Annotated in this window: 24 protein-coding genes, 2 pseudogenes and 3 riboswitches; of the genes and pseudogenes, 15 read left to right on the top strand and 11 right to left on the bottom strand. The window is 51.1% G+C overall.

Translation table 11 applies throughout. The features are described from left to right. The first annotated feature begins 280 nt into the window (after positions 1-280). Complete coding sequence (locus LPA02S_RS01070) at positions 281-874, top strand: NUDIX hydrolase (protein WP_054649889.1); 594 nt, start codon at positions 281-283, stop codon at positions 872-874. A gap of 165 nt (positions 875-1,039) precedes the next feature. Here the strand turns inward: LPA02S_RS01070 and LPA02S_RS01075 are convergent, their stop codons facing one another. Beyond that, positions 1,040-1,489 (bottom strand): MerR family transcriptional regulator, encoded by a 450-nt coding sequence (locus LPA02S_RS01075; RefSeq protein ID WP_056956948.1) that lies wholly within the window; start codon positions 1,487-1,489, stop codon positions 1,040-1,042. A gap of 80 nt (positions 1,490-1,569) precedes the next feature. Here LPA02S_RS01075 and LPA02S_RS01080 point away from each other — a divergent pair, with 80 nt between their 5' ends. Beyond that, positions 1,570-2,301 (top strand): SDR family oxidoreductase, encoded by a 732-nt coding sequence (locus LPA02S_RS01080; RefSeq protein WP_054649891.1) that lies wholly within the window; start codon positions 1,570-1,572, stop codon positions 2,299-2,301. A gap of 103 nt (positions 2,302-2,404) precedes the next feature. Here the strand turns inward: LPA02S_RS01080 and LPA02S_RS01085 are convergent. The 5 genes and pseudogenes from LPA02S_RS01085 to LPA02S_RS01105 form a co-directional block, all read right to left on the bottom strand. Beyond that, a pseudogene (locus LPA02S_RS01085) lies at positions 2,405-2,827 on the bottom strand (type I glyceraldehyde-3-phosphate dehydrogenase); the annotation flags it as partial. A gap of 28 nt (positions 2,828-2,855) precedes the next feature. Then, positions 2,856-3,722 carry a DUF3737 family protein gene (locus LPA02S_RS01090; RefSeq protein WP_054649893.1) on the bottom strand — a complete coding sequence of 289 codons (867 nt, stop codon included), beginning with the start codon at positions 3,720-3,722 and terminating at the stop codon, positions 2,856-2,858. A 50-nt stretch (positions 3,723-3,772) separates the two neighbouring features. Continuing rightward, positions 3,773-4,696 carry an alpha/beta hydrolase gene (locus LPA02S_RS01095; protein ID WP_054649895.1) on the bottom strand — a complete coding sequence of 308 codons (924 nt, stop codon included), beginning with the start codon at positions 4,694-4,696 and terminating at the stop codon, positions 3,773-3,775. 17 nt (positions 4,697-4,713) lie between these two features. Further along, positions 4,714-5,457, bottom strand: a pseudogene (locus tag LPA02S_RS01100) (SDR family oxidoreductase). A gap of 14 nt (positions 5,458-5,471) precedes the next feature. Then, positions 5,472-6,032, bottom strand: a complete 561-nt coding sequence (locus LPA02S_RS01105) for a sugar O-acetyltransferase (protein WP_082405362.1) — start codon at positions 6,030-6,032, stop codon at positions 5,472-5,474. Positions 6,033-6,141: 109 nt separating this feature from the next. On the opposite strand from LPA02S_RS01105, the gene LPA02S_RS01110 reads away from it, so the two are divergent. Then, entirely contained in the window at positions 6,142-7,023 is an 882-nt protein-coding gene (locus tag LPA02S_RS01110; RefSeq protein ID WP_054649899.1) for a LysR family transcriptional regulator, read from the top strand. On the opposite strand, the gene LPA02S_RS01115 is transcribed toward LPA02S_RS01110, so the two are convergent. The 4 genes from LPA02S_RS01115 to eno all read right to left on the bottom strand — a co-directional run bounded on the left by LPA02S_RS01115 (position 7,024) and on the right by eno (position 12,814). After that, positions 7,024-7,875 carry an aldo/keto reductase gene (locus tag LPA02S_RS01115; protein ID WP_054649901.1) on the bottom strand — a complete coding sequence of 284 codons (852 nt, stop codon included), beginning with the start codon at positions 7,873-7,875 and terminating at the stop codon, positions 7,024-7,026. Between the two features lie 713 nt (positions 7,876-8,588). Further along, complete coding sequence (locus tag LPA02S_RS01120) at positions 8,589-8,993, bottom strand: sigma factor-like helix-turn-helix DNA-binding protein (RefSeq protein ID WP_003594410.1); 405 nt, start codon at positions 8,991-8,993, stop codon at positions 8,589-8,591. 186 nt (positions 8,994-9,179) lie between these two features. After that, the gene (locus tag LPA02S_RS01125; protein ID WP_056956947.1) at positions 9,180-11,453 is read right to left on the bottom strand and encodes an HAD-IC family P-type ATPase; all 2,274 of its coding nucleotides are present in this window, start codon (positions 11,451-11,453) and stop codon (positions 9,180-9,182) included. Positions 11,454-11,527: 74 nt separating this feature from the next. Further along, the gene (gene eno, locus LPA02S_RS01130; protein ID WP_056956946.1) at positions 11,528-12,814 is read right to left on the bottom strand and encodes a phosphopyruvate hydratase; all 1,287 of its coding nucleotides are present in this window, start codon (positions 12,812-12,814) and stop codon (positions 11,528-11,530) included. A gap of 50 nt (positions 12,815-12,864) precedes the next feature. Further along, a riboswitch (Fluoride riboswitch) is annotated at positions 12,865-12,933 on the bottom strand. A gap of 186 nt (positions 12,934-13,119) precedes the next feature. On the opposite strand from eno, the gene LPA02S_RS01135 reads away from it, so the two are divergent. From LPA02S_RS01135 to LPA02S_RS01155, 5 genes are all read left to right on the top strand, one after another. Beyond that, positions 13,120-13,518: a fluoride efflux transporter FluC gene (locus tag LPA02S_RS01135; protein ID WP_054649903.1), complete on the top strand. Its 399-nt coding sequence runs from the start codon at positions 13,120-13,122 to the stop codon at positions 13,516-13,518. Next, the gene (locus tag LPA02S_RS01140) at positions 13,512-13,862 is read left to right on the top strand and encodes a fluoride efflux transporter FluC (RefSeq protein WP_056956945.1); all 351 of its coding nucleotides are present in this window, start codon (positions 13,512-13,514) and stop codon (positions 13,860-13,862) included. Before LPA02S_RS01135 ends, LPA02S_RS01140 begins: the two co-directional genes overlap by 7 nt. A gap of 73 nt (positions 13,863-13,935) precedes the next feature. Beyond that, positions 13,936-13,995, top strand: a riboswitch (Fluoride riboswitch). Positions 13,996-14,042: 47 nt separating this feature from the next. Continuing rightward, complete coding sequence (locus LPA02S_RS01145; RefSeq protein ID WP_054649907.1) at positions 14,043-14,612, top strand: DHH family phosphoesterase; 570 nt, start codon at positions 14,043-14,045, stop codon at positions 14,610-14,612. 35 nt (positions 14,613-14,647) lie between these two features. Continuing rightward, positions 14,648-14,709, top strand: a riboswitch (Fluoride riboswitch). Positions 14,710-14,772: 63 nt separating this feature from the next. Then, on the top strand, positions 14,773-15,615 hold the full coding sequence (locus LPA02S_RS01150; protein ID WP_054649909.1) for a metallophosphoesterase family protein: 843 nt from the start codon (positions 14,773-14,775) through the stop codon (positions 15,613-15,615). 10 nt (positions 15,616-15,625) lie between these two features. After that, entirely contained in the window at positions 15,626-16,282 is a 657-nt protein-coding gene (locus LPA02S_RS01155) for a DUF190 domain-containing protein (RefSeq protein ID WP_054649911.1), read from the top strand. 181 nt (positions 16,283-16,463) lie between these two features. Here LPA02S_RS01155 and LPA02S_RS01160 read toward each other — a convergent pair whose 3' ends face one another. After that, positions 16,464-17,009 (bottom strand): helix-turn-helix domain-containing protein, encoded by a 546-nt coding sequence (locus LPA02S_RS01160; protein ID WP_082405363.1) that lies wholly within the window; start codon positions 17,007-17,009, stop codon positions 16,464-16,466. Positions 17,010-17,393: 384 nt separating this feature from the next. Between LPA02S_RS01160 and LPA02S_RS01165 the strand changes: the two genes are divergently transcribed. From LPA02S_RS01165 to topA, 7 genes are all read left to right on the top strand, one after another. After that, entirely contained in the window at positions 17,394-18,638 is a 1,245-nt protein-coding gene (locus LPA02S_RS01165; RefSeq protein ID WP_082788849.1) for a replication initiation factor domain-containing protein, read from the top strand. Between the two features lie 81 nt (positions 18,639-18,719). Then, the gene (locus LPA02S_RS01170; RefSeq protein ID WP_054650508.1) at positions 18,720-18,968 is read left to right on the top strand and encodes a hypothetical protein; all 249 of its coding nucleotides are present in this window, start codon (positions 18,720-18,722) and stop codon (positions 18,966-18,968) included. 76 nt (positions 18,969-19,044) lie between these two features. Then, entirely contained in the window at positions 19,045-20,283 is a 1,239-nt protein-coding gene (locus LPA02S_RS01175) for a tyrosine-type recombinase/integrase (RefSeq protein WP_056956944.1), read from the top strand. Positions 20,284-20,396: 113 nt separating this feature from the next. Beyond that, positions 20,397-21,263: a ribosome biogenesis GTPase YlqF gene (ylqF, locus tag LPA02S_RS01180; RefSeq protein ID WP_056956943.1), complete on the top strand. Its 867-nt coding sequence runs from the start codon at positions 20,397-20,399 to the stop codon at positions 21,261-21,263. After that, positions 21,247-22,002 (top strand): ribonuclease HII, encoded by a 756-nt coding sequence (gene rnhB, locus LPA02S_RS01185; protein ID WP_054650506.1) that lies wholly within the window; start codon positions 21,247-21,249, stop codon positions 22,000-22,002. The genes ylqF and rnhB overlap by 17 nt, the downstream gene beginning before the upstream one ends. A 104-nt stretch (positions 22,003-22,106) precedes the next feature. Then, a complete protein-coding gene (gene dprA, locus LPA02S_RS01190) occupies positions 22,107-22,961 on the top strand; it encodes a DNA-processing protein DprA (RefSeq protein ID WP_056956942.1) in 855 nt (284 codons plus the stop codon). A 95-nt stretch (positions 22,962-23,056) separates the two neighbouring features. Beyond that, positions 23,057-25,138: a type I DNA topoisomerase gene (topA, locus tag LPA02S_RS01195; RefSeq protein WP_056956941.1), complete on the top strand. Its 2,082-nt coding sequence runs from the start codon at positions 23,057-23,059 to the stop codon at positions 25,136-25,138. Positions 25,139-25,217 lie beyond the last annotated feature (79 nt).

Consider the following 25,217-nt stretch of genomic DNA (forward strand, 5'->3'; position numbering starts at 1 on the left):
TACGCTCCTAAAATACAATTAGCCGGCTAATTATATTGAATACTATGAAGACTTGCGAATATTTGTCAACAATAATTTTGGTAGTGTGGTTGGATTGTTGCTGGTGCGAATATGGCTAGCCCACTATTTAAGCTATCCCGCTGCTGCTTACTAGATAATTTTTGCGGCTGATTTACCGTCACCGCGGCTTTCAGTGGTGTATATTAGCCTTGTGGTTTTAGACGAGCAAAGTTGTACAACGGTAATGACGTCAACATTCTAACGCTTTATGGGGGTAGTTATGGAAGAGCTAACATTCTTACGCCGATTATTGGCGATTAGTGGTGCCGGTCTGGCTTACGCGCAGGACAAATTTGACCAGGAACGGTATCAATCCGTACGCGACTTGGCGGAAGATCAGATGGCTGCGTACACCGGGCAGCCAGTTAGTTCAATTCGTGCGAACTTTGCTGATGAGCAGGGTTACCCGACACCCAAAGTAGATGTGCGGGCATTTATTCGCCGAGATAAGCAGTTCTTGATGGTGGAAAATGATCACGGTGAATGGGCGCTACCCGGTGGCTTTGCTGAAGTGGGTTGGTCACTTAAAGCAAACGTAGCTAAGGAAGTAAAAGAAGAAACTGGATTGACGGTCGATGTAGGGCGTTTGCGTGCGGTTTTTGATACGTCACAAAGAACGGATATCCCCCAAGCATTTCAGTATTACAAAATGATTTTTGAGTGTGAGATTAAGAGCGGTTCATTCGTTCAAAATAGCGAGACCGTCGCCACTGGGTGGTTTGAACAATCGGCTTTGCCACCGTTATCGCTGAGCCGCACCACGCCTGAGCAGGTTGCCATACTGTTCAGCAAACAGCCAACATATATTGAGTGACCATGGGGGTTGTCCATTGGTGGATACAAATTAAACGCACAGACCCGTGCGGTTTTCTTTGGTGAGGTAGGTAGCACAAGCGCCGCACAAAAACCGCGCTCGGAACGCAATAATCCGAGCGCGGTTTTTTAATGGGTGGTGCGTGCGGTTAGAATTGAGATCGTATCACTGCTGATGGGTAGCGAGGTAGTCCGCACGCCATTTAGGGTCAACCTGCGTGGTACCGGGCATAAAAAATATTTGTTCCGTTCCTGCCTGGTTGGCGTGTGCGTAATACCACTTTTTCCAACGCAAAAAATCCAGGTTTGCTTGTAGCACCTGAATGCGGGCCTCCAGCGCTTGTTCCTGGTCAATCATGAATTGTTCCCGCTGGGGGAGGGTGGCGTCGCCCTCAACGCACCAATGCATAAATTGACGGATATACCGCAAAGGTATGGCCGAGCGCTTGAGACAATCGATTACTTCGAGGTAACCCAGGTCATCATCTGTAAAAATACGCTGACCTTGGGCGTTACGCTTCACAAAAGGCAATAACCCGGACTCGTCGTAGTACCGTAACGTGGCGACCGTCGTGTGGTAACGCTCGGCAATTTCACCAATTGAATAACTTTTCATGATTTCTCCTTGACCTCAAGTATACTTGAGCATTTATGCTTATTTTAAACAACAAGGCAGGAAAGTAAAGGAGAAAAAATATGACTAAGAATTTGATTGTTATCACCGGTGCGTCGTCCGGCTTTGGTGCCGAGATGGCCAAATTGTTTAACAACCAAGGTTACCCAATGCTACTACTTGCGCGTCGAACGGAGCGCATTAAAGCCTTGCCGTTGGATTTCACCAATGTTCGGGTTGCTGGTGCAGACGTGACCAACCAGGAGGAGTTGCGGACCGCAATTAGTGCGGCCGAGGCTGAATTTGGGCCGTTGGACTTATTGGTGAATAATGCCGGAGTGATGCTGCTGGGTAACGTTACTATGCAGGATTCCTCGCAGTGGCAGCAGATGCTGAACGTGAACGTGATGGGTGTACTAAATGGTATCCAGGTAGTGTTACCGGGGATGATTGAGCGCGAACACGGAACCATTATTAACATTTCCTCGTTGGCGGGTAAGAAAACGTTTGTCAACCACGCTGCTTACGTTGCCTCTAAGTTTGGGGTGCACGGTCTGAGTGAAACCATTCGTGAAGAGGTTTCTGGCCATAACGTCCGGATTGCCATGGTGGCCCCAGGTGCAGCCGAAACAGAGTTATTGGGTCACACCACGGATAAGCAGGCGGTCACCGATTATAACGGTTGGAAGCAAACGATGGGTGGTATCACGTTGAATCCACGACACGTTGCCGAGGCGGTCAACTTTATTTACTCGATGCCTCAATCCGTCAATGTACGTGAAATTGACATTGCCGCGACACGTCAAGATAGCTAACGTGCTACTGGCCGGCAGCAATGAAAAGGCGCCCGCAAAGCGTAACTACTTTGCGGGCGCCTTTTGTTTGGGCATAAGGGTTATTGGTATACCGTTAAAATCCCTAGTTTAATTCAGCAAACTTGAGCAGGGTGCGAATCATCTGGCAAGTAAAGCCGTACTCGTTATCGTACCACGCAACTGTTTTAACGAGTTGTGTGTCGCCGGCCGTCACCACCGCAGTTTGAGTGGGGTCAAAAACGGATCCGTAAGTGGTGTTAACGATGTCAGCAGAGACAATCTGGTCCTCATTCCACCCAAAACTGTCGTTGTTGTCGGTGTACGGTTTAATCCGTGCGTTAATTTCATCAGCCGTGAGGTTTGTAGACTGTAGCACGGTGACTAATTCAGTGAGTGAGCCGTCGGGTACGGGGACGCGCTGGGCGTGACCCTGCAGTTTACCGTTTAGTTTTGGCAACACCAGCCCAATGGCCTTGGCTGCGCCAGAAGAGTGGGGGATGGTGCTGACCGCTGCGGAGCGAGCTGCCGATCAGGGGCGTGGGTGAAATCGTACATTAAGCGGACTTCCTTTCTGTGATGGGTAACTGCGTGATGATCTGGGTCTTACTCGGGTCAATTTTTGAGGCGTCAAGAATCAAAGACTTAATGCCGTGAGCATGAATACGACCGCTGAGCGGATTCTTGACACTTAAAATATCAGATGTGATTTCGGCATCAATTTCTGAACAGTATTCAAATGCCAAGTCGGTATGCAATAGGCGGCAGTTCTTCATCGTCAAATGTTCGACGTAACAGAGGCCTTGATTGCTTTCGATAGTGCAGTTGATCAGGGTTAAATTCTTGGTGTTCCATGCTAGGTATTCACCAGTAATCGTTGAATCGTAAAGGGTGACGTTCTCGCAGTTCCAGAAGGCATCCTTTGAAACAAAAGTTGAATGATGTGCTTCAACGTTCTTAGCACCGTCGAAGCAGTAATTGCCAACCAAATCTACGTGGTCGAGGTAGATGTTGCTACTATCCTTACCGAAGTAATTACCGTTTATCTGCACATCGGTAAGGCGGATGTCGTCACAGCTCCACATTGTTTCTTCCGCATCGGCAAAGTGAACGTGATTGAGGCGAATTTTGCTATTCCGCCGAAAAAGTTTTGGGGCCTGCAGCGCACTGTTGGTGATTGTAATATCGTGTGTATACCAGATGCCGGAGCGTGCCATCGTTTCAAATGTCGTCTGGTTGGCTTGAATGTGCTGACTATACCAAAGCGGGTATTTCCACTTGAAGATTGAATCATTCAGTTGAATATTAGAACTTTCCTTGAGTGGAGATTCGCCGGCATCAAAGACGGTTCCGTTGATCACGGCGTCTTGCTCAGCAAAAAGAGCACGCTCTCCTTCAAGGTAGGTGTTTGTGTATTGCGTCATAAGTACCTCCTAAAAAGCACATCGATCAATAATCGATGCGCCATGTGTGGCTACATCGCGTCGTCAAAGAAGACTTGTAGCTTGTCGAATGGAATCTTGGTGATGTCATCGTAGAGATCAATATGGTTGGCATTAGGCACTAAAACCAGTTCCTTAGGTTCAGCGGCCGCTGCATAAGCATTATCAGAGAAAAACTTAGAGAAGGCGTTCTCACCTGCAACCAGCATGATTGGCCGTGGAGAAATTTCATTGATCTTGTCCAACAATGTGAAGTTCATGAATGCAATATCAGATGTCGCCGTGAATTGTGTGATCGAGTTCGGGTGGAAGCCGCGGCTAGTGAAGTAGAAGTCACCGAATTCACGAAAGACGGGATCGTCGGTTTCATCAGCCAAGGCTGCACCGCGATTGCCAAGTGCAGGCTGATCATTTTCAAAGTCAACGTAGCGCTGCTCGGCAAGTTTCGTCAAACGGGCTTGCCGTTCTTCCTTAGTGCCTTGCTGTGCCGCACCAGAGATGTCAACCATGCTGGCGGTAGCAACAGCCTTGATTCGCATATCAACTGCTGTTGCGCTCAAAGCAAAGCTACCACTACCGCAGATACCGATGGCACCAATGCGATTGCGATCGACGAAGTGCCTAGTGCCGAGATAGTCCACACCTGCCGAAAAGTCTTCAACAAAGATGTCTGGCGAGGAAGCATGACGTGGCGTTCCGCCGGAGAAGCCGTTGAATGACGGATCAAAGGCGAGCGCAACGTAACCACGTTTAGCCATCTCCTGCGCATAGATACCGGGACCTTGCTCTTTGACGCCGCTGTATGGAGGGCCAATAACCAACGCAGAATACTGACTTGCATTATCCATATCCTTTGGAGTGTAGAGGTCGGCGGCGAGTTCAATACCGTAGCGGTTATTGAAACGGACAGTCTTACGAGATACGAGAGGGCTAAGTTTGAAGATGTAGTTGTCCATATTATTTTTCTCCTTAATTACCATGGCTGATCAGTCGGACCAACGGTAAATTCATTAACGTTCGTGTCATCGGGCATGTCGATGGCAAACGCAACGACTTTGGCGATACGATCCGCGCCAATTTCGTAGGTGTCATAAGTCCGTTGCATGGCATCACCGGCTGCCTTATCAGTGATTGTATTCAGCAGTTCCGTTTTGATGGCTGCTGGGTAAATGGTAGCGGTACGAATGTGGCTACCTTCTTGGGCGGCTTCCATTCGCAGTACTTCCATCAAGTCACGGACAGCCCACTTAGTTGCGCCGTATACGGCACCACCGGGATAAGCTTTCAATCCAGCAACTGAGCTGGTGGCAATGAAGTGACCAGATTTTTGATCTTTGAAAGTGGGTAGTGCAGCTGCAATCCCGTTGAGCACCCCTTTGATGTTGACATCGATCATCTGGTTTCATTCATCAACGTGTAGTTCCGACATTGGTGCAACCGGCATTAAGCCAGCGTTTAAGAACATGACGTCAATGCCACCAAAAGCGTCCTTGGCGAGCTGCACAAGGTTTTCATTGTCAACAGACTTTGTAACATCGGTGACCCGGTAAACCGCCTGGCCGCCGGCGTCATTGATTTCATCAGTTAATGCGGCAAGCTTATCTTCGCGCCGGGCGCCGAGGACAACACTCGCCCCTTGACTGGCCAGTAATTTGGCGGTGGCGGCACCGATACCGCTAGATGCACCGGTAATCACGACAACTTTATTTTCGATCATAATAGTTTTCTCCTTTAGTGTTGAATTGTTCGTAGGACTTTTGCAGGAACGCCGGCAACGACGGTGTTGGCAGGGACGTCTTTGGTAACGACTGCTCCTGCGCCAACAATCGCGTCCTCACCAATGGTCACTCCGGGTAACACAGTGACGTTAGCTCCAAGCCACGCACCTTGTTTGATGTGAACTGATTGCAGTACTAAATCGCGGCGATGGGCCGGATCCTCGCGATGCCCAACCGAGATGAGCATTGTGCGTGGTCCGATCAGAGCATTGTCTTCGATGTAGACGCCGCCGAGATCAACGAAAAAGCAGTCGCGGTTGATGAAGACGTTTTTGCCCAGAAATATATGGGGTCCAAAGTCAGTTCGAAACGGTGGAGTGACCATGGTTTCCTGGTCAAGGGAAGCACCGAACATCTGGGTGAGTAGGCCACGGCGTTTAGTTTCGGTTGTTGCTTGGTTGAAATCAATCAAGTAACGGTTGGTTTGAGCTACAATTGTGTTGACTTTATTTGGCAAATCACCGGTCCAATTGACGATACCGGCATTGATTAGTTTAGATAACGGGTTATTCACAACGAACCTCCTTGCTTGATTACACCATTGAGTATAGATACGACCTTTAGTTCTGTCTAATACCTCTATTGAATGCTATACTATGTTAAATAAGTATGGAGATGAGGATATGGAATTACGGGTTTTACGTTACTTTTTGGCGGTGGTCGATGAGCGGAATATTTCGCATGCGGCCGAGAAGTTACACGTCTCGCAGCCGACAATTTCCCGTCAATTGCACGATTTGGAGGATGAGGTTGGTGTGACTTTGTTCGAGCGGGGGAGCCGCACAATCAATCTGACCAGTTCTGGAGAATATTTTGTCAGTCAAGCCCGTCAGATCGTAGCCTTAGCTGACAAAACGGTGGCTAACATTCAGCGTACACAGGAAGTCAGCGGCAGTATCGTGATTGGCAGTGCTGAAGCCCCGATGATGGCGACAGTGGCTGCTGCAATTAGCAAGCTGCGGGAAACTGCCCCCAAGGTGAATACAAATATTTATAGTACTGATGCTGATGATGTGCATGCGCGCATGAAGAATGGATTATTTGACTTCGGTGTCGTGATGGAGCCGACAGACAAGGACGATTATCACTTTATCAACTTACCCGGTACCACCGGATGGGGGGTGTTAGCCCAGCGTGATTCACAGCTAGGCCGACGTGCAAGTGTGACCGTAGCTGACTTGCGGGGTCAGCAGGTGATTATGCCCCAGCAGCACGGTAGTATCGATGTTTTGAATGATTGGCTCGGTTCGAGTGAGCAGGAGTTCAACATCGTGGCCAAATATAATTTGTTGTACAACGCCGGCATTTTGGTCAACGCGGGCGTCGGCATCGCATTATGTCTTGACGGTATTATCAATACTACCAATACCGACCTGCGCTTTATCCCGCTCACACCACGACTAGAAGGACACGCCAGCCTAATTTGGCGAAAAGCGGGGCAGATGTCCCCCGCGGCAACGGCGTTTTTAGACGCCATGCGTGATATCCTGCCCAATAACAAGTGATTATTGGACAAACGTGATGTTGTGCAGGCGGCAGGCTTCTGCATAGGTGTCAACATCGAGGATTAACGGGTGATTTGTGTCCAATTTGTTAATCTTCGCCATATCTGCATCTGACAAGCTGAAGTCATCCACAGCAAAATTCTGACGAATACGTGCCAGATGAACAGATTTAGGGATGGCAACGATGTCATTTTGGCGTAACCACCGCAGAGTGACCTGAGCCGGCGTCTTACCGTACTGATCCCCAATTGCTGTGAGGACAGGGTGGGTGAACAAATGGTTCTGGCCCTCTGCAAATGGTGCCCAAGCCATCGGGGTAATGCGATACTTAGCCATCAGTGCGCGCAATTCACGGCGCTGGGAAAATGGGTGGATTTCGATTTGATTAACTGCTGGTACCACTTCAAAGGACTGGATTAAATCTGCCAAGCGATCAGGTAAAAAGTTGCAAACGCCGATTGCGCGTATCTTCCCAGCTTGATACAGGTCGATCATCGCCCGCCAGCTACCAAAGTAATCACCGTAGGGCATGTGAATCAGGTACAAGTCGAGATAGTCTGTCTGTAGGTTGTCCAGTGTCTTCTGGAATGAAGCCATGGTCTTGTCATACCCTGCATCTTGAATCCAAACCTTGCTAGAAATGAAGATGTCTTCCCGTGGCACGCCGCTCTTAGCAATTGCACGACCGACAGCGGACTCATTTCCGTAGCAAGCCGCAGTGTCGATTAGGCGGTAGCCAGTTTGTAAAGCGTCACTGACGCCTTGTTCACACTGCATTAAGTCGTCGATTTGAAAGACGCCATAGCCCAGTTGTGGCATTGAGACACCGTTGTTAAGTTGAATCTGTTTCATGTTAATTACCTCCGTTTCTTTACAAAAGGCAAGTCTACGGCCACTTTGCACTAATGTCTAATGCCTATTGGCGAAGGGAAACCATGTCATTTAGTTATATAAGGCCAAGGCTAGACTTACTCCTCCCAGAACCTTATGCAAATTTTTGTGGTCAATAGCCCACCGAACGGTGATTATAACTAACAATACGCGCGTGGAAATGAAGGCGATGAACTCATGCGTTCAGCAATCTTCAGCTGAGCAATAGCGACTGCCTGAACTCGGTGCGCGTAGCACCATAGCGGGATTTCTGCTAGAATTAGGGACGCAGTAATTCAGTCGGTACCCAAAGGAGAACAAAATATATATGGCAAACATTAACTGGTTGAACCAAGGCTGATTGGCAATGCTACTCATGGTGGGTATGGGATCTCTGATAAAGCTGAATGAAAATTAGCAAAAAAGCCCGTCAATTCGGGCTTTTTGATTGCTCTCAAGTTTTATCGATAACTCGTGGGATGATTCGGCAGGGCATCGGTAGAGGCTGATTCTAAGCAATGCTTGGCAAATAAAATCAGATTTTGCCCACGTTTTTGCCCACACATTTCCACACATTTCGTTGAAAAATACCCGGGTATTTACTTGGACTTTGAATACGCACATGCCCATAATTGGTTGGCAAAACTGAATTTATTGGATTCTTCGTTTCTACGTTGTTGCGTAAGTTGTGCGAGCTATTTATATATATTTCTGTATACTTTCTTGATTCGTGCTAGTACTTGTCGCCGTCTCTTGTTCACCCCCTGACTAGTTTTGCCGGTGCGGTTCCCGATTTCCACGGCGTTAAGTTCAGAATAGTAATATTGATACAACACCGTCTTTTCAGCAGTTGAAAGGCTTGCAATGGCCGCTGCAAGATGCTCATTTTCGATGAAGGTTTCGAGATGTTCAACCTCGTCATCAGTTAAAAGAAAGTCTTCGGGATGTCCAGGATCAACGATTTCTTCCAATAACCGTTCCTCAAGTAGAGTTTCTTTGAGGTCTTTAAAGTGTTTACGATAGAGGTTGATTCGTTCGTTACGAAGGACTTGTTGCATGTATCTGATGAACATTCGAGAGACCTCACGTTCGCGGCTCATGAATACAGACTCCTTAGATTGACAGATAATTAGTTACACCTACGCAGGTCACAGGCCGAGGTTGAACATAGCGGTGAAAGCAAAACGTTAAATTAGGTAATTAAAATCGTAGGACAGCAAAAAAACCATTAGCCAATATACATTGACCAATGGATTCAAGAGCAGTGTGGATCTGGTGAGAGTTCGCTAGATGTGTGCCGCAAATCGAATCGCTGTCAGCACAATGCCCGTTAATAAAGTGATCACGATTGCTAAGCCGATCAAGGCCGGGCTGATTGCAGCGATCCCCCAGCCAGTCAGTGCCAGAACTAGGGTCAATATACAGTTGCCACCGATCGCTACTGCAACGGCGCGACTGGGTCTGCTAGCCCAGAACGGCTTTTGGGTGCGGGTCATCAGGATCGTCAGCATCGCGCTAAAAATCAGATAGACGTAAAGGCCAGTGCTGACTTGTCCAGTCGTTAGACCAAGCCGTTGCAACCAAGTCAGCCAACCGTAGCCGACCGTTGACCAGCCTATGGCCAAGATGCCAGCAATCTTGCTAAGTTTGGCCAGGTTCCAGCTTTCTGGTTGGTGGGTGATCGTCGTGCGGTCAGTGCCGAGCACAAGGGTCACACAATCATTCAGGATCGCGACCAGGATCATCGCGTTTAAGGTCAGCGGAATGAAGTGGAGAATCAGATAACCTAATGTCAGCAGGAGTGTCAGCTCCGCGGTGCGTGAAAGTTTGGTGATTGTCCAGGTCATCATGCGTTGATAGACGCGGTGGCCGGCATCTAGGATCTCGATGATCGGGGTCAGGCCGTCTGCTAGCAGAACCATGCGCGCCGAGCGCTTGGCGAGGTCAACGGCATTGTCAACGGCGATACCAACATCGGCTTGTTTCAAGGCGGGTGCGTCATTGACCCCGTCGCCGGTCATACCGACCACATAGCCTTCACCTTGTAGACGCTGGGCCATCGCCAATTTGTCTTCTGGGGTCACGTCGGCGATGCCTGCGAGGCCTGCAATTTTGGTCCCGACATTAACCTCGGTGTACGAGCGCACCTCACCGTTTAGCCCAACTGCTTGGGCAATCGCGGCGGCAGTTTTTTGGTTATCGCCAGTCAGCATGATTACTTTGACGCCGCGTGCCTGCAGAGCCTTGATGGCAGTTGCGGAATCTGCCCGAGGTTGGTCTTGGAGTACGAATAGACCGACTAGCTGTGAATCAACGACCACGGCTGCCGTACGGCCTTCGGCAAAGTTGACCGCCGTTAGGTCTGGGTGATTGGTGGCCAGCGCCGTCAACTTCTTCAGTGCGCCGAGTTTCACGTTGACGGTGGTACTATCGGTGACCACAGTGGCTTGGGAGTAACCGATACCGGAGGTGAACGGCGTGAATTCATGCTGAGGCCAGGCCTTAATGTTGTGTGCTTGAGCATAGTTGAATAGCGCCGCGTCGATCACTCTGGCATTGCGCGTATCTGCTGCACTGATCGCCAGTCGGGTCACGTCGGCGTCTGGGAGCGTTGACCAGTTGTAGAAGGCCACCACAGCGGGTTTGTTGGCAGTAATCGTGCCGGTTTTATCCACGAGTAGCACATTCATATTGGCAGCTTCTTGAATCCCGGTGAGGTCGGAAACTAAGACGTGCTTGGTGCTCAGGACCTTGGCTTCGACCGAGTTAGCAACGGCAAAACTCGATGGCATGGCGATTGGGATCGTTGCGATGAACAGCATTGCCAGAAACGGTAGCATGGCGACCAAGTCTTCATGGCGGACAATGGCCACGATGATCGATAGCACGGCCAACACCGCATCGAATGCTGCTAGATAGCCGATGATTTCGCCCAAGAGCTTCTGCAAATGGCCCGGCGCCGAGCTTTGGTTGATCAGGCTGATCGTTTTGCCGCTGCGGCTATTAGCACCGGTGGCGGTGACGATCGCTAAGGCATTGCCGGAGAGGACTTCGGTGCCGGCATAGGCGGTATCACCAGGGGTGCGGTTGACGGCCTTGGCTTCGCCTGTGATACTGCTTTCGTTGACTTCCAGCGTGTCCGTCAGCAGACGCACGTCGGCGGGGATAATGTCTCCTTGGCGTAGGCTGATGAGGTCATCAACGACTAAGTGCTTGGCCGACACCTGTTTCCACTTGACATCGCGGCTGACCGCGGCGGTCGGCGATAAGTCATGTGATAGGCTGCGTAAGACCGTGTTGGCGCGGCGAGATTGAATCGCGCCATTGACCGCGGCAAAGAGCAACATTAGCACGATGAACCCGGCTTGGATGCCCTTGCCTAACACGATTTCAATGATCAGCGCCGCTTCGAGTATCCACGCGCTAGGCTCCCACAGGCGAGTGATAATGGCCGTGGCAAAGTTGAAGGGGGGTTCGGCCACTTCGTTGAAGCCATTACGGGCCAGTCGCTGGTCAGCTTCGGCTTGGGCGAGGCCGTTTAGATCGTTTTTTTCGGTCATAGTAGACACTAGCTTTCTGCAAGATAACAAACGGCCGCGCACAGATTCGTGCTCGGCCGTTTGGTCAATGCTGATCAGTCGAAGTCGACTGAATCAGGGAAGTGGGCTAAGCGCGTGCCGTCAGCGCCGAGTTCTTCTTCGATCCTCAACAGTTGGTTGTATTTCTCCACACGCTCGGAACGGGCCGGGGCGCCAGACTTGAGTTGCGCAGCGTTCGTGGCGACGGTAAAGTCAGCGACAAAGGTGTCGCCGGTTTCACCAGAACGGTGAGACATCATGGTAGTGTAGCCGTTCTTGCGTGCTAAGCGGATCGCTTCCAGCGTTTCGGTGACCGTGCCGATCTGGTTGAGTTTGATCAAGATACTGTTGGCCATGCCTTGTTTGATGGCGTCTTTGATCAAGGCTGGGTTAGTGCAGACCGGATCGTCTGCGACTAGTTGCACGCGGTCGCCGTACTTCTTGGTGAAGTCAGCGAAGTGGCCCCAGTCTTCTTCCCCATAAGGATCTTCGATGGAGATGATCTCTGGAAACTTGTCCAGCAGGTGAATGTAGTATTCGCCTAATTCGGCAGGCGTGTAGGTTTTGCCTTCAAAGTCATAGTTCTTGGTGTCGCGGTTGTAGAAGTATGATGCCGCCGCGTCAAAGGCGATGGCGATTTCCTTGCCAGGCGTGTAGCCTGCCTTGATGATGGCGTCATGCAGCATCTGCAAGGCGTCTTCGGAGTTCTTGAGGTCAGGCGCAAAGCCCCCTTCATCGCCGAGGCCCGTGGTGTAGCCGGCTTCTTCGATTACCTTCTTCAAGGTGTGGTAGGTGTTGGCGATTTTTTCGAAGCCATCACGGAAGCTGGAACGATCGACTGGGGTGATCATGAATTCCTGAATATCGATGCCATTGTCAGCGTGCTCACCACCGTTGATCACATTGTGGAACGTTTGTGGCAGCTCCAAGTCAGTGCCGCCGAGGTAGCGATACAGCGGTGTGTGCAAGGCGTTGGCTGCTGCACGGGCAGTGGCCATTGACACCCCTAAGATCGCGTTAGCCCCTAGGCGTGCCTTGTTAGGTGTGCCGTCTAAGTCGATCATCAGCTGGTCGATGTGGGCTTGGTTGAAGGGGTCGGCACCGTGCAAAGCCTTGTTGATCTGGGTATTGACGTTGGCCACGGCCTTTGAGACGCCTTTGCCTTGGAGCCGGTCGCCGCCGTCGCGCAACTCGACGGCTTCTTTTTCGCCGGTCGATGCACCAGATGGTACCTCCGCGCGGCCGAGCGTACCGTCCGACAGGATAACATCGGCCTCAACAGTTGGGTTGCCGCGCGAATCGAAGATCTCGCGCGCCTTCACAGATTCAATCACTACTGACATAATTGTGCTCCTTCCGGTAAAAAAAGATGACGTCTACTGCACGCAAAATCTGTGCAGTAGACGTCATCAAATTGATTTACCAATTAGTTTTAGTGGCGAACGTCATCGCCGATTAACTTTTTAACACTCAAAGCATACTCCCTTACGAAATTTTGCGCAAGCCAGACCGACAAATTTTCGTGCAAAAGGCGGACTTGTCTTACAGCTGTACGTTTTGCTATAATGCTAGGCGTTATATTAAATTTTAATGAGTGTAACCACACGGCTGCCAGTATTTTGGTAGCCGTGTTTTAGGGGGAAGTTCAATGCAGCGATTGCGATACCAAGATATTTTAGCGGTGTTCATCGGCGGCTGCTTCGGTGGGGTCGCCCGTTGGGGAATCGGCTTGTGGCTCAATGATGCCGACACGATGCTCGGCACCACGGCGGTGAATCTGGTGGGCAGCTTCATACTGGCGTTTGTCACATACGGTCTAGCGGTGTACATCGACTTGCCGAGCTGGCTGATTTTGGCGTTAGGGACTGGTTTTGTCGGCGCGTTCACGACATTTTCGACGATGGTGCTGAACCTCTACAAACACGTTGGCGAATCGCCGGTGTATGCGATCGGGATCTTCTTGCTTGAGCTGCTTGTTGGTTTAGGCGCGTCGTTTGGCGGCTATTTATGCGCCGAAACCTGGGGAAGGCGGCGACAGACATGGTGATGTTAGTGGCTTTAGGCGCGGGGGTAGGCGGCGTGATGCGATACGTGCTGACGCAGCTAGGCAAGAACTGGTGGCCTGGGGTGCCGCTGGCGACGCTTGTGATCAATGCTAGTGGTGCCTTCGTAGCGGGATTTTTGGCGATGTGCGCACTGCCGCAAGCGTGGTCACTGCTACTTTTGACCGGTGTGTGTGGTGGGTACACGACTTTTTCAACATTCATGACTGACGCGTTTATCTTATTGCGCAACCGGCGTTACCGTACGTTTGCTTGGTATTATTTTGGCACGACGGGAGCCGGGATAGTCACCCTGACCATCGGTGTGTGGCTGGGTAGCCTGTGGTGAGATAAGGCAGTACTCACTTACTCGATAATGACACCTATAGACAATCATGGATAATGGTGTTATATTGGCCTCGAACATGATAGGCGAAGGTGTTCGCCATAACCGTTATTCAACTAATGACACCTAGTTTCGGGCATTTAGTCCGGGCTAGGTGTCTTTTTTCGAGAAGGAGACGATAAAATGCAGATTTTAACAATCGGCCCGCGGCAATCAACTGTAGGAATTGACATTGCCGTCATCAACGCCGCGCGTCTGGCCTCCGCATTCGGCAAAGACGCTGCGCCAAGTGCTTATACGCGGCTGTCACCGGTCATGCGGGACATCGTGAAATTCTGGGGAGTGGCACCGCCAATAGTGGTCAAGGCAGTTGCTGGGGCCGCGGGCGGTGTGGTGATGGTCGGCCATAACGACTTGGCAGTGAGTGCTCCAGACATTAGTGAAGCCAACGTTGTAGCGGTCGTGGATAATCATCGGATGAGTGGTTTTCGTGCTAGTCATCCGGTATACATTCGTCTCGAACCTGTGGCCAGTGTCAACACGATACTCACCGAACTCTATCAAGAGCGTGACGTGATGCTTTCGCCTTTGTCAGCAGGGCTTTTGCTGACGGGAATTTGGTGCGATACCCGTCAGCTCACAGCTGATGCGACAACTGAAAAAGACCAAGTGGCTGCGGCTTATCTGGCTGATCGAATACAGCGTGATCGTCACTTATTAGCTGATCGGGTCAGTGCATGGGTAAGCGCTTGAACTCTGTCCGCAACGATGTTATATTGACGGTGAACAAGTGAAATGGTGATGACGTTCACCCTAATACAAGCTAATTGTTGATGACGTCTGTCTTAATGCCCTGTGCTGTAGCGGGGTAGTGAGGCAGACGTTTTTTCTTTCTGACCCGGGAGGTGAGTAGATGCATAAGATCGCAGTGATCGCCGACGTACACGGTAATTACAGTGCCCTGCAAGCTGTGCTGCAAGACGCACACGAACAACACGCCACCGATTACATGGTGTTTGGCGACATTGGCAACCGTGGCCCAGAGCCAGCAGCGTGTGTGCAGGCACTTCAAGTACTCCAACCGCTGGCGTGGGTGATCGGCAACCACGAAGAAGTTTATGCTAGCCTGTTGCACCACCGGTTCGTGACGTTTGAGAAGAACCAAAAAGCAGTCGTGGCGATCATCACGTCGGCTTTTGACCGCGAGCATCTCACCGCGACACAGTTTCGTTGGTTGGTTAGTCGGCCGCTACATCAAGAATTAGTGATCGATGGCGTGAAGTTGAGCATATTTCACGCAACGCCGACCACCAGCCGTGGTCATCAAGCAGAACCTGTGGCTAAGCAACAGAACTTCGATGCGTTGCTGGCCGGCAGTGACGCAGACATTGCGCTGTATGGACACACCCACCAGCCGCTGATGCGTCAAACTACTGATGGCCGCTACATCATGAACCCCGGTAGCGTCGGCTTGGCGACGTCACTGCAACCGCAGTTAGCCGCCGGGCGCGCCCAGTATGGCTTGTTGACTATTGATGCCGGCCGTTTCAGCAGCTGGACGCTTCGTGTGCTCCCGTACGACGTTGATCAGGAGCTAAGGTTAGTCACCCGTGAACAGCTTCCCTATGCGGCGCTGTATACGCGGACGTTGACCACCGGTGCATTCGGCTACAGTACCGTTGATGTGACCGCAGAAAATATGACCCATAATTACGGCGCCAAAGCCCAAGCCTTGATTGCCGCTGACGCGTGGTAGGAGGAGAACGATGACAGAAGCAACTTTGATTCGGGTGGTGACTGATGAGGTCATGCAGACGCTGACCCATCAAGAACTGGTGAAGCAGATTTTCGCATATTTCTGGCAGCGTGGGATCGTCGACGGCACGATCCGCCGCACGATTATGGGCGTCAACAAGTATAACGAGATGCGCCAAAGCCTACGCAAGCCAAGACGCGGCAACGACTTGCCGGTGATCATCGAAACGGTGCAAAGCGGCGACAACTTGCAGGTAATTTTGGCTGAACTGACGCAGCTCGTTGACGATCGCGGTCAGATTACGACGGTTCAAGGACAGACTGGGAGTGACATTGAGATGGACGATACCGCAGCATACTATGACGTGAAGTTATTTACCCGAGAAGACAATAAGCACTTTGCCCCAGACCACTACACTAAGATTGTGGCGCAGTTGCAAGCGATGCATGTGCGCTGGGTCAGTGTCACTCGGGGGATTGCCGGCTATGACGACGGTCGCCATGTACATGAAGAAACCACGACACATAAAAGTGGCCACCTACCAATCGTGATCGAAACGGTGGTGGATCGTGCGAGCCTGCAAACAGTGTTGGAGGCGCTCAAACCCTTGTCAGATGCCGGATTGTTATTTACGGTTCCCGTGGCATTGGTCAACGAGCCCTACTAGCGGACCACTTACTATGGTTGCCATTTTAGGATTTGCCTTCGACATCTACCTTATTTAGTCATTCGGAAGATCCGCATTGCAATGTCGATACAAAGCCAAAACAGTGACAATACCCGGCACAGCCTACTACGCGAGTTTCAGCGTAAAGGTTGTGCCGGGTATTGTTTTCGATGTGAATTTTTCAATTCAGATTTTGCTTATCATCCTTGTATGAATGGATAGCCTTTAACTCTTGGTATGCTTGATGAATTTCCTTAATAGGCAAATCTCGATACTTCGATTTCTTCGTAATTACGCGACCATTCTGATCTGTATCTGGCACACCGTCCTCATCAACTGGTGTGTAAGGGAGAAAGTAGTGCATAATCTCGTTGAGTTGTTCAGCCAGTCCATCTAATTGGCGTGGTGAGAAGTCGCCCATCATGTGCATCACTCTGCGAATCTCCGCAACCTTTGGCATATATTCATCGATTCGATCAAGAACGGCCGTGGTTTCTCCAACCGCGGCTTCTTTTTCTGTCCGCAACAACTCTGACGGCATGACATTAAAGAACTTAGCGATACCAATCAGGTTCTCATAAGTAGGATGATTCATCTCGCGTTCCCAGTTTGAGATAGCCTGTCCATTGACTGGCGTATCCAAAGCGGCGCCAAGTTCTGATTGTGACATGCCACTTTGAAGACGGAGCCGTTTTAGATTTGGGCCGAAATATTTTGTTTCTGTCATGTTGATCACCTCGCCATCAGGTTATCAGATAATCAGCTTCAAGACAAGATACACAACTATAATTGAAAGTTTTGTAGCTACTAAAAAACTAAGGAAATCGATTGAAAGCCTTGGTATTATTTCGGTAACGTATAGATTGTTAATACGGTTAGTGATGAAAGGAGAAAGTCTCGCCGCCACGCGCGGCGTGCAGCGCGAAAGCCGCAAGCGTGAGCGGCGGCGGTCGGCGTAGCCGGCCGCCTAGACCCCCATGTACTAACAGGGGGGTCGTAAATGACACCTATCTACCTGATTTCCGGGTAGAAACGTTGATACGACACAGAACTTACCGACTGGACAACTCAAGCTGATGTCTAGTGGCAACAAGATTAGGAGGCAAACAATTTGGGTTACTGGAGTGATTCAGTACGGAGGCGTCGTAAAGAATTGAACCTGACACAGGTGCAGCTATGTCACCGGCTTGGTATCACACAACGCCACCTTAGTCGCATCGAAAATGGCGAAGCGTGTAGTAGCGGCTTACAGATGCACATTGATAAGACTCTCAATAATTGGTCAGATGAGCCGGAACTGCAACTGCTGATTGACTATGTACGGATTCGGTTTCCAACACAGGATATAGACAAAATCGTCGATGACCTTTTACGTTTGCAAACGGATTGTATTCTGTCTGAAGATCGCGCGGCGTTTGGTTATCAGTTCACCCGCTCACTAGGACAGATTAAAATCTACGGCTCTGATCCGGGCCACAAGGAATTAGGCACGCTGCTAGAACTACGTGGGCAAGGTTGTCGCCAGATGGAAAGTATTCTGCTAGGGCGTGGCGAAACTTGGTATGACTTTCTTTACCAGTGCCTGGACATGAAAGGCGTGATGAAACGACTGGATTTAGCCGTTAACGATATGGTCAATATGTTGGATATTCCAAACCTGATTCAAAAAATTCAGGCCAACGAGTGTATCCACGTCATGCGTGAGTACCAAGGCACGGTATCCGGCCGCATCTATCATGAAGACGATGAAGAATTTGATGATGAGACTGGTACGACATTATACATTGGTTCAACCAAAAGCGAACTTTACTTTTGCCTCTACGAGAAAGGCGCCGAGCAGCACAAGAAAGGCTTAACCACCAACATCTACAACCGTTTTGAAATTCGTTTGAAGAACACTCGGGCGGAAAAGGCTGTTGATGATTTACTTTGTTATCGCGATGAGGAACGCACGATATTTGGCATCATTAAACGCTATCTACGCTTTGTTGATGCTCAAAAAGGCAAGCTACGACTGGATTGGCCGCTCAACAAGAATTGGCAACGCTTTGTCGGTCATGATCGCCAGCCGCTGCGCTTGACCACTGCCCCAGAACCGCTCGATCTCAACCGCACGCGGGCGTGGATCGATAAGCAAGTTGCACTGACGGAGCGAGTGCTCCACGAGATTGACGCGTACTGGGGTAACCAAAAAACGATGCAATCGATTCGCGGGGCAATCTTGACAGACAAGCATCGACAAATCATTGAGCAGTACACAGTTGGCGCAGATCAACTTGAAAATGGTTTGTTTGAAGAAATGACACCCGAAAGTGAGCAATCAAAAAAGGATGACCACGCCGACCAAAGCAAGTAGTCACCCTTCACAGATAAGATATGGGTCCTATCTGTGCTGATTATCTCACACAGATGCTAGACACAACAAGTGAGGTAATGAATGAAAATCAAATACAGTCCAGTATCGGACAGTGATGCTGAATGGGGCAATAAGGAAGCCATTTTGAGCCGATACGACGGCTTAAACAAATACACGCTCAATCGTTGGCTATGTGAGATGCGTGACAACAAGCTGTGGCGTGATGGCGTCTTGAACCCAACGCACAAGCTCGTCTTCATCAATTTCGAGGTATTCGACGACTTTTTGTACTGGAAGACACATGGCTATTCAAAATTGCGCAGAAAATAAAGGGTTTGGATGTTAAAATAGAATCTGCTAATAGAGATTCAGTTTTGCCCTTTTCCTTACCCGGAAAGGATAAAACATGTATTTTGAAGAAAGAAAACGCAAGAACGGTAAGTCAACTTATTACGCGGTCGATCGCTATGTTGATCCATTGACTGGCAAAGCAAAACGGGAAGTCGTCAAGTTCACTACGAACACGGCGCGCGCCCGCAAGCAGGCCGAACGCGACTTAGCTGCAAAGATTGAGGAGCTGATTGCAGAGAAACAAGGTACTTTCAACGGCGCCGCGATGGTGACATTCGGTGACTTGAAAGCAAAATGGTTGGAAACTTGGCAGACTACGGTCAAGCCGCCAACCGTCACGCGTGAGAAAATGGTGTTGAAACGTATTGAAGAGCTGATGGCAGATGACGTGCTTCTTGAAGTGATTACACCACTGCTAATTCAGAACCTGTTGAACGACTACAAGAAGAAGTATCATTCAACCCATTCGACGATGCAACATATCAAATGCTCGCTAAATAAGATCTTCGACTACGGCGTTCTGCACAACGCAATTCCGTTCTCACCAACGCGTGTAATCAAACTCTCTGCCAGTTCAAAGGAGAAGCGCGAAAAACGACTGCGCCACGAAGCGAAGTTTCTTGACGAGCACGAGGTCCACGCCTTATTGGCAGAGTTACGCAAGCGGCGGCATCAGACATACTACGATTTGGCGCTGTTCATGATTGGGACGGGTTGTCGTATCGGTGAGGCTGCTGCATTGACGGAAGCGGATATTGATTTCGAGAATCGGCTGGTGACGATCGACAAGTCCTTGCAATATTACGACCTGCGCGTTGATGAGTATTACGAAGACACCACTAAGACCGAGGCCGGTGAACGTGTCGAAGAATTGCCGGAATTTGCCATTGATGCCGTAAAGCGTGTCATTGCGCGTAACAAGGCATTCGACGAACACATGGCTGACTTTCCCGCGGACGCCTTTCATGCTTCTAAGTCGCTGTTTAGGACAGAGTATGGCTCACCAATCACCTCGCACAGCTTCCGTGAGATTCTGACGCGAATCAATAAGTCGCTAACGAAGCATTGCCAAGAATGGTATGGTTTTGAATGGACGAAGAACGCGATTCCTCACGGCTTCCGCCACATTCACATTTCGGTGCTTCGCGATGACCCGTCGATTTCACTCAAAGAAGTGCAAAAGCGGGTCGGGCATGTTCGGGCCGAAACCACGGATGGCTACACCCACACCCTTGATGAAAATCAGGATAAATCGGTCGAAGCCATCACGCGGTTCATTGAAAAAATCGGGTGAAGTTGAACGGTAGCGTTTGGTAATTTCGCCACGCTGCCCACGTTTTGCCCACGTTTATGAAAAAATGACAACCCAAGGGCCTCAAGCCCTTGGTACTAAAGGAGTTACAAACAATGGCACAAATTAACTGGTTCCCCGGCCACATGCAAAAGGCCCGGCGGGAAGTAGCCGAGCGTATTAAACAGGTAGATATTGTTTTTGAGGTGGTGGACGCACGCGTGCCGGAAAGTTCACGTAACCCCATGCTGCTGTCCATGCTGAACCAAAAGCCGCGGATTGCAATCCTCAACAAGGCGGACCTCGCTGATCCTAACCGTACCAAACAGTGGTTAGCAGCATACGAGCAGGCTGACCAACCGGCTTTGGCAATCGATGCGCAGCACGCCAACCGCCTCCAGCAGTTGGCCCAGATGGCGACCACCCAGCTCGCGGACAAAATTGCCCGCAAGAAGGCGCGGGGGATTAAAACCCCCCATATTCGCGCCATGTGTATTGGCATTCCGAACGTTGGTAAGTCGACGATTCTGAACCGGCTAGTCCACAAAAACATTGCTGTTACCGGGAACCGCCCCGGCGTCACCAAGAACCAGCAGTGGCTTAAGGCCGGCGATAACTTGGACTTACTGGACACACCCGGCATCCTGTGGCCGAAGTTTGAGGACCAGGAAGTGGGGATGCGCTTGGCTCTGAGCGGTGCGATTGCGGACACGGTGTTTAACGCCGATGACGTTGCGCTCTGGGGACTGACGTACTTCATGCAGGAGTATCCGGCCCGGTTACGGAAGGCGTACGGATTAAATGATGCCGATATGACTTTAGCCCCGCACGACCTGATGGCCTACCTGACCAGTAAGCTAGGCTTTGGTGAGGAGTATGACCGTATGGCTACACGCCTGATTAACGACGTGCGCAAAGGTGAGCTGGGACGCTACACGCTCGAGGTGCCGACCGCGGAGGCTGAACATGCCGACACTGAGTGAGTACCGCACGTTACTGGCGCAACCACCCGTTGCCGCGGACGTATTGGCCGCGTTGACCGCTGATCCGCGCAAAGGGGCGCAGCAGTTGCTCCAGCGCTATCAGCGTGAGCAGGCACGCGCTGCCGCTGCCCGGGCGGATTTTGAGCAACGTCTGGAGTTTGAACAATCCTTGTGGCCGCAGTATCCGCACATCGCGGGAATTGATGAAGTTGGCCGTGGACCGCTAGCTGGCCCAGTTGTGACTGCCGCCGTGATTATCGACGGTAGTTTTGACGTGCCCGTCAATGACAGCAAGCAGCTGACTGCGCATCGTCGCGAGGAGCTGTACGCGCAAATTCTGACTCAGGCCGTGGCTGTCAGTTTGGGGGTCAAGGACGCACCTACCATTGACCGTGAAAATATTTATCACGCCACCGAACTGGGGATGGCCGACGCCGTTAACGGGTTACGCGTCCGGCCGGATTACTTGCTGGTAGACGCCATGACGGTGCCGGTGAACATCCCCCAGACGAAGTTGATTAAGGGGGACGCGCGCAGCATCAGCATTGGTGCGGCCAGCATCGTGGCCAAAGTCGCCCGTGATCACCTGATGGAGATGTATGACCGCATCTATCCCGGGTACGACTTGGATGACAACATGGGCTACGGCACGGCCAAACATCTTGCAGGTTTGCAAAACCTCGGTGTTACGCCAATTCACCGGCGTTCGTTTAGTCCGGTACGGGCCGCACTCAGATAATTAAATTTTGGACCCAAATAATGTGTACGACTAACATTTAAATAGTAGAAAAACGACGCGACTTTGCGAAATCTCCTGACAGACCCGTTTGCGGAGGTACAAAGATGGAATTGCGTGAATTTATACTGTTAACACACTTGGCGACTGGGGCCAGCCCCACGGTTGCGCACAACGTCATGGTCGCAATTGCGGACGGCGCACCGGCCGTTGACCAGACGTTAGTTGATGCGGCGCCGGCCCGGTCACGTGCGCGGCTACTGCGGTGGTTGAACGAGCCAATGCACCGGGCGCAATGGCAGGCGCTGTGTGCACACACCCAGTACATGACCATTGTTGATAGCGACTATCCGGAGCGGCTGCGCATGATTGAGCAGCCGCCTTTAGTCTTGTTTTACGCCGGCCACCCAGAGTTATTGCACATGAGTAGTGTGGGTATCGTGGGGGCGCGTTCGGGTGGTGAGTATTCCGAACAGGCTCTCGCGCAGCTACTACCAGCGTTATCACCGAATGTGGCTATTATCAGTGGCCTGGCCAAAGGTGCGGACGGTATTGCGCATCGTGCGGCGCTGACCACGGGGCTGCCACCGGTGGGGGTGATTGCGACCGGCATTGACCGGTTTTATCCAGCCCAGAATCGTCATTTGCAGTCCGCGGTTGCCCAGCACGGCCTACTGCTATCCGAGTATCCGCCTGGAACTAGCTCCATGCCGTACCGGTTTATTGCGCGTAACCGTATTATTGCGGGGCTGAGTCACGTATTATTGGTTACAGAGGCCCGGCACAAAAGTGGTAGTCTAATCACCGCAACCATGGCGGCTGAAAACGGGCGGACCGTGTGTGTGCTCCCTAATCGGATTGACGCACCACTCGGAGTGGGACCCAATGAACTGATTCAACAGGGTGCAACTTTGGTCCGTCAGGCGGCCGATATTTCGACAGAATTACGCTATTTTGATTAAAAAGTTTGACAGGGCCCCACGTGATGGCCTAATATGGGCCTTGATTTTGTGTATCGCGCGTGGCGGTGCACCGTACTATTGAAAGGAGGACGTTTATGTCCGCCAAGAATCTCGTCATCGTGGAATCACCCGCGAAGGCCAAGACAATTGAAAAGTACCTGGGACGCAATTACAAAGTGATTGCGAGCCTCGGTCATGTGCGTGATTTGCCCAAGAGTCAGATGGGGGTCGATATCGACAATGATTACGCACCCAAATATATTTCCATTCGGGGTAAGGGCGACGTCATCAAGGGGTTGAAACGGGAGGCCAAGAAGGTCGACCACGTGTACCTCGCAGCTGACCCGGACCGTGAAGGGGAAGCCATTGCGTGGCACGTTAGCTACCTGCTCGGACTCGACCCAAAGGACAAGAATCGCGTGGTGTTCAACGAAATCACCAAAGATGCGGTTAAGAACTCCTTCAAAGAGCCCCGGAGTATTGACGAAAAGCTCGTCGAAGCTCAGCAGGCCCGGCGTATTTTGGACCGACTGGTGGGTTACTCCATCAGCCCGCTCCTGTGGAAAAAGGTCAAGAAGGGTCTGTCAGCCGGACGCGTACAGTCCGTCGCGTTGAAGCTCATCATTGACCGCGAAAAAGAAATTAATGATTTCAAGCCCGAAGAATACTGGACCATCGACGCGGAGTTTAAGAAGGGGCGGGGCAAAGCCTTTCCCGCATCCTTCTACGGTCTGGACGGAAAGAAAACGAAGTTGCCAGACAACGACGCTGTTCAGGACGTGTTGGGCCGGGTAGATAAAGCCCAACCGTTCGACGTCACTAGTGTTGTCAAGAAGGAACGCAAGCGGTTCCCCGCACCACCGTTTACCACCAGTTCCCTGCAGCAGGAAGCTAACCGTAAGCTCAACTTCCGTACACGGAAGACCATGATGCTGGCTCAGCAGCTGTACGAAGGTATTAATTTAGGTGGCAAAGAGGGTACGGTCGGGTTAATCACCTACATGCGTACCGACAGTACCCGTGTTTCCAGCGTGGCGAAGGCCGAGACCAGCAAATTTATCCACGAAGAGTATGGCGAACCGTACGCGGCCACCAAGATTCGTCAGGGTAAGTTGCAGGAAGGCGCCCAGGACGCCCACGAAGCCATCCGGCCGAGTTCCACCTACCGGACGCCTAAGAGTCTGGAAAAGGTGCTGACCAAGGACCAGATGCGCCTTTACCAACTGATTTGGTCGCGCTTTGTGGCCAGCGAAATGACCCCTGCCGTTGTGGATACGGTGTCCGTCAAGCTCCACCAAAACGGTGCGGAGTTCCGTGCCAATGGTAGCCACACGAAGTTCAAAGGTTTCACAACTTTGTACGTGTCTTCCCGTGATGCGGACCAGAAGGACCGGGAGTTACCCGAACTGGCTGAGGGCGACAGCGTCACGTTGACTAAAACCGACCCGGCGCAGCACTTTACGCAGCCACCAGCACGGTATTCTGAAGCCAACCTCGTTAAGGCGCTGGAAGAAAACGGTGTGGGCCGACCGTCAACCTACGCCCCAACGATTGAAACCATCCAGAAGCGGTACTACGTGAAGCTGAGCGCCCGCCGCTTTGAACCAACGGAACTCGGCGAAATCGTTAACTCGCTAATCGTGGAATTTTTCCCCGACGTGGTGGACATTAAGTTCACGGCCAACGTCGAAGGCGAGTTGGATGCCATCGAAACGGGTGAGGAAAACTGGGTTAAGGTTATCGACCAGTTCTACAAGCCATTCGCCAAGGAAGTGGATCACGCCGAAGAGGGCATCGAAAAGATTCAGCTCAAGGATGAGCCGGCAGGGTTTAACTGTGACATCTGTGGCGCGCCCATGGTGATCAAAATGGGCCGTTACGGTAAGTTCTACGCCTGTTCCCGCTTCCCTGATTGTCGCAACACTAAGGCCATCGTCAAGGAAATTGGCGTGATTTGTCCTAAGTGTGGTATCGGTCAGGTGGTTGAACGCAAGAGCAAGCGTAACCGGACGTTCTTTGGTTGTTCCCGGTACCCTGACTGCGACTTTGTCTCGTGGGATAAGCCAGTCGGGCGTAATTGCCCGAAGGATGGCCACTTCCTCGTGGAGAAGCGTAGCCGCGGCGGTGTGCAGGTCGTCTGCCCGAACGGCGATTACGAAGAAGCAATTCAAAAATAAGCAACGCATATGAGAGTGGACCACGATGCGGTTAGCTCCCGAGCACTAACGTAATAAGGCTGATATTCCTGTACTTAGG

The organism is Lacticaseibacillus pantheris DSM 15945 = JCM 12539 = NBRC 106106 (assembly GCF_001591865.1).
Classification (GTDB): domain Bacteria; phylum Bacillota; class Bacilli; order Lactobacillales; family Lactobacillaceae; genus Lacticaseibacillus; species Lacticaseibacillus pantheris.

Bases quoted from the DNA above. Each gene is read 5' to 3' on its own strand.
- LPA02S_RS01070 (WP_054649889.1), top strand. From the start codon at position 281: ATGGAAGAGCTAACATTCTTACGCCGATTATTGGCGATTAGTGGTGCC.
- LPA02S_RS01075 (WP_056956948.1), bottom strand. From the start codon at position 1,489: ATGAAAAGTTATTCAATTGGTGAAATTGCCGAGCGTTACCACACGACG.
- LPA02S_RS01080 (WP_054649891.1), top strand. From the start codon at position 1,570: ATGACTAAGAATTTGATTGTTATCACCGGTGCGTCGTCCGGCTTTGGT.
- LPA02S_RS01090 (WP_054649893.1), bottom strand. From the start codon at position 3,722: ATGACGCAATACACAAACACCTACCTTGAAGGAGAGCGTGCTCTTTTT.
- LPA02S_RS01095 (WP_054649895.1), bottom strand. From the start codon at position 4,696: ATGGACAACTACATCTTCAAACTTAGCCCTCTCGTATCTCGTAAGACT.
- LPA02S_RS01110 (WP_054649899.1), top strand. From the start codon at position 6,142: ATGGAATTACGGGTTTTACGTTACTTTTTGGCGGTGGTCGATGAGCGG.
- LPA02S_RS01115 (WP_054649901.1), bottom strand. From the start codon at position 7,875: ATGAAACAGATTCAACTTAACAACGGTGTCTCAATGCCACAACTGGGC.
- LPA02S_RS01120 (WP_003594410.1), bottom strand. From the start codon at position 8,993: ATGAGCCGCGAACGTGAGGTCTCTCGAATGTTCATCAGATACATGCAA.
- LPA02S_RS01125 (WP_056956947.1), bottom strand. From the start codon at position 11,453: ATGACCGAAAAAAACGATCTAAACGGCCTCGCCCAAGCCGAAGCTGAC.
- eno (WP_056956946.1), bottom strand. From the start codon at position 12,814: ATGTCAGTAGTGATTGAATCTGTGAAGGCGCGCGAGATCTTCGATTCG.
- LPA02S_RS01135 (WP_054649903.1), top strand. From the start codon at position 13,120: ATGCAGCGATTGCGATACCAAGATATTTTAGCGGTGTTCATCGGCGGC.
- LPA02S_RS01140 (WP_056956945.1), top strand. From the start codon at position 13,512: ATGGTGATGTTAGTGGCTTTAGGCGCGGGGGTAGGCGGCGTGATGCGA.
- LPA02S_RS01145 (WP_054649907.1), top strand. From the start codon at position 14,043: ATGCAGATTTTAACAATCGGCCCGCGGCAATCAACTGTAGGAATTGAC.
- LPA02S_RS01150 (WP_054649909.1), top strand. From the start codon at position 14,773: ATGCATAAGATCGCAGTGATCGCCGACGTACACGGTAATTACAGTGCC.
- LPA02S_RS01155 (WP_054649911.1), top strand. From the start codon at position 15,626: ATGACAGAAGCAACTTTGATTCGGGTGGTGACTGATGAGGTCATGCAG.
- LPA02S_RS01160 (WP_082405363.1), bottom strand. From the start codon at position 17,009: ATGACAGAAACAAAATATTTCGGCCCAAATCTAAAACGGCTCCGTCTT.
- LPA02S_RS01170 (WP_054650508.1), top strand. From the start codon at position 18,720: ATGAAAATCAAATACAGTCCAGTATCGGACAGTGATGCTGAATGGGGC.
- LPA02S_RS01175 (WP_056956944.1), top strand. From the start codon at position 19,045: ATGTATTTTGAAGAAAGAAAACGCAAGAACGGTAAGTCAACTTATTAC.
- ylqF (WP_056956943.1), top strand. From the start codon at position 20,397: ATGGCACAAATTAACTGGTTCCCCGGCCACATGCAAAAGGCCCGGCGG.
- rnhB (WP_054650506.1), top strand. From the start codon at position 21,247: ATGCCGACACTGAGTGAGTACCGCACGTTACTGGCGCAACCACCCGTT.
- dprA (WP_056956942.1), top strand. From the start codon at position 22,107: ATGGAATTGCGTGAATTTATACTGTTAACACACTTGGCGACTGGGGCC.
- topA (WP_056956941.1), top strand. From the start codon at position 23,057: ATGTCCGCCAAGAATCTCGTCATCGTGGAATCACCCGCGAAGGCCAAG.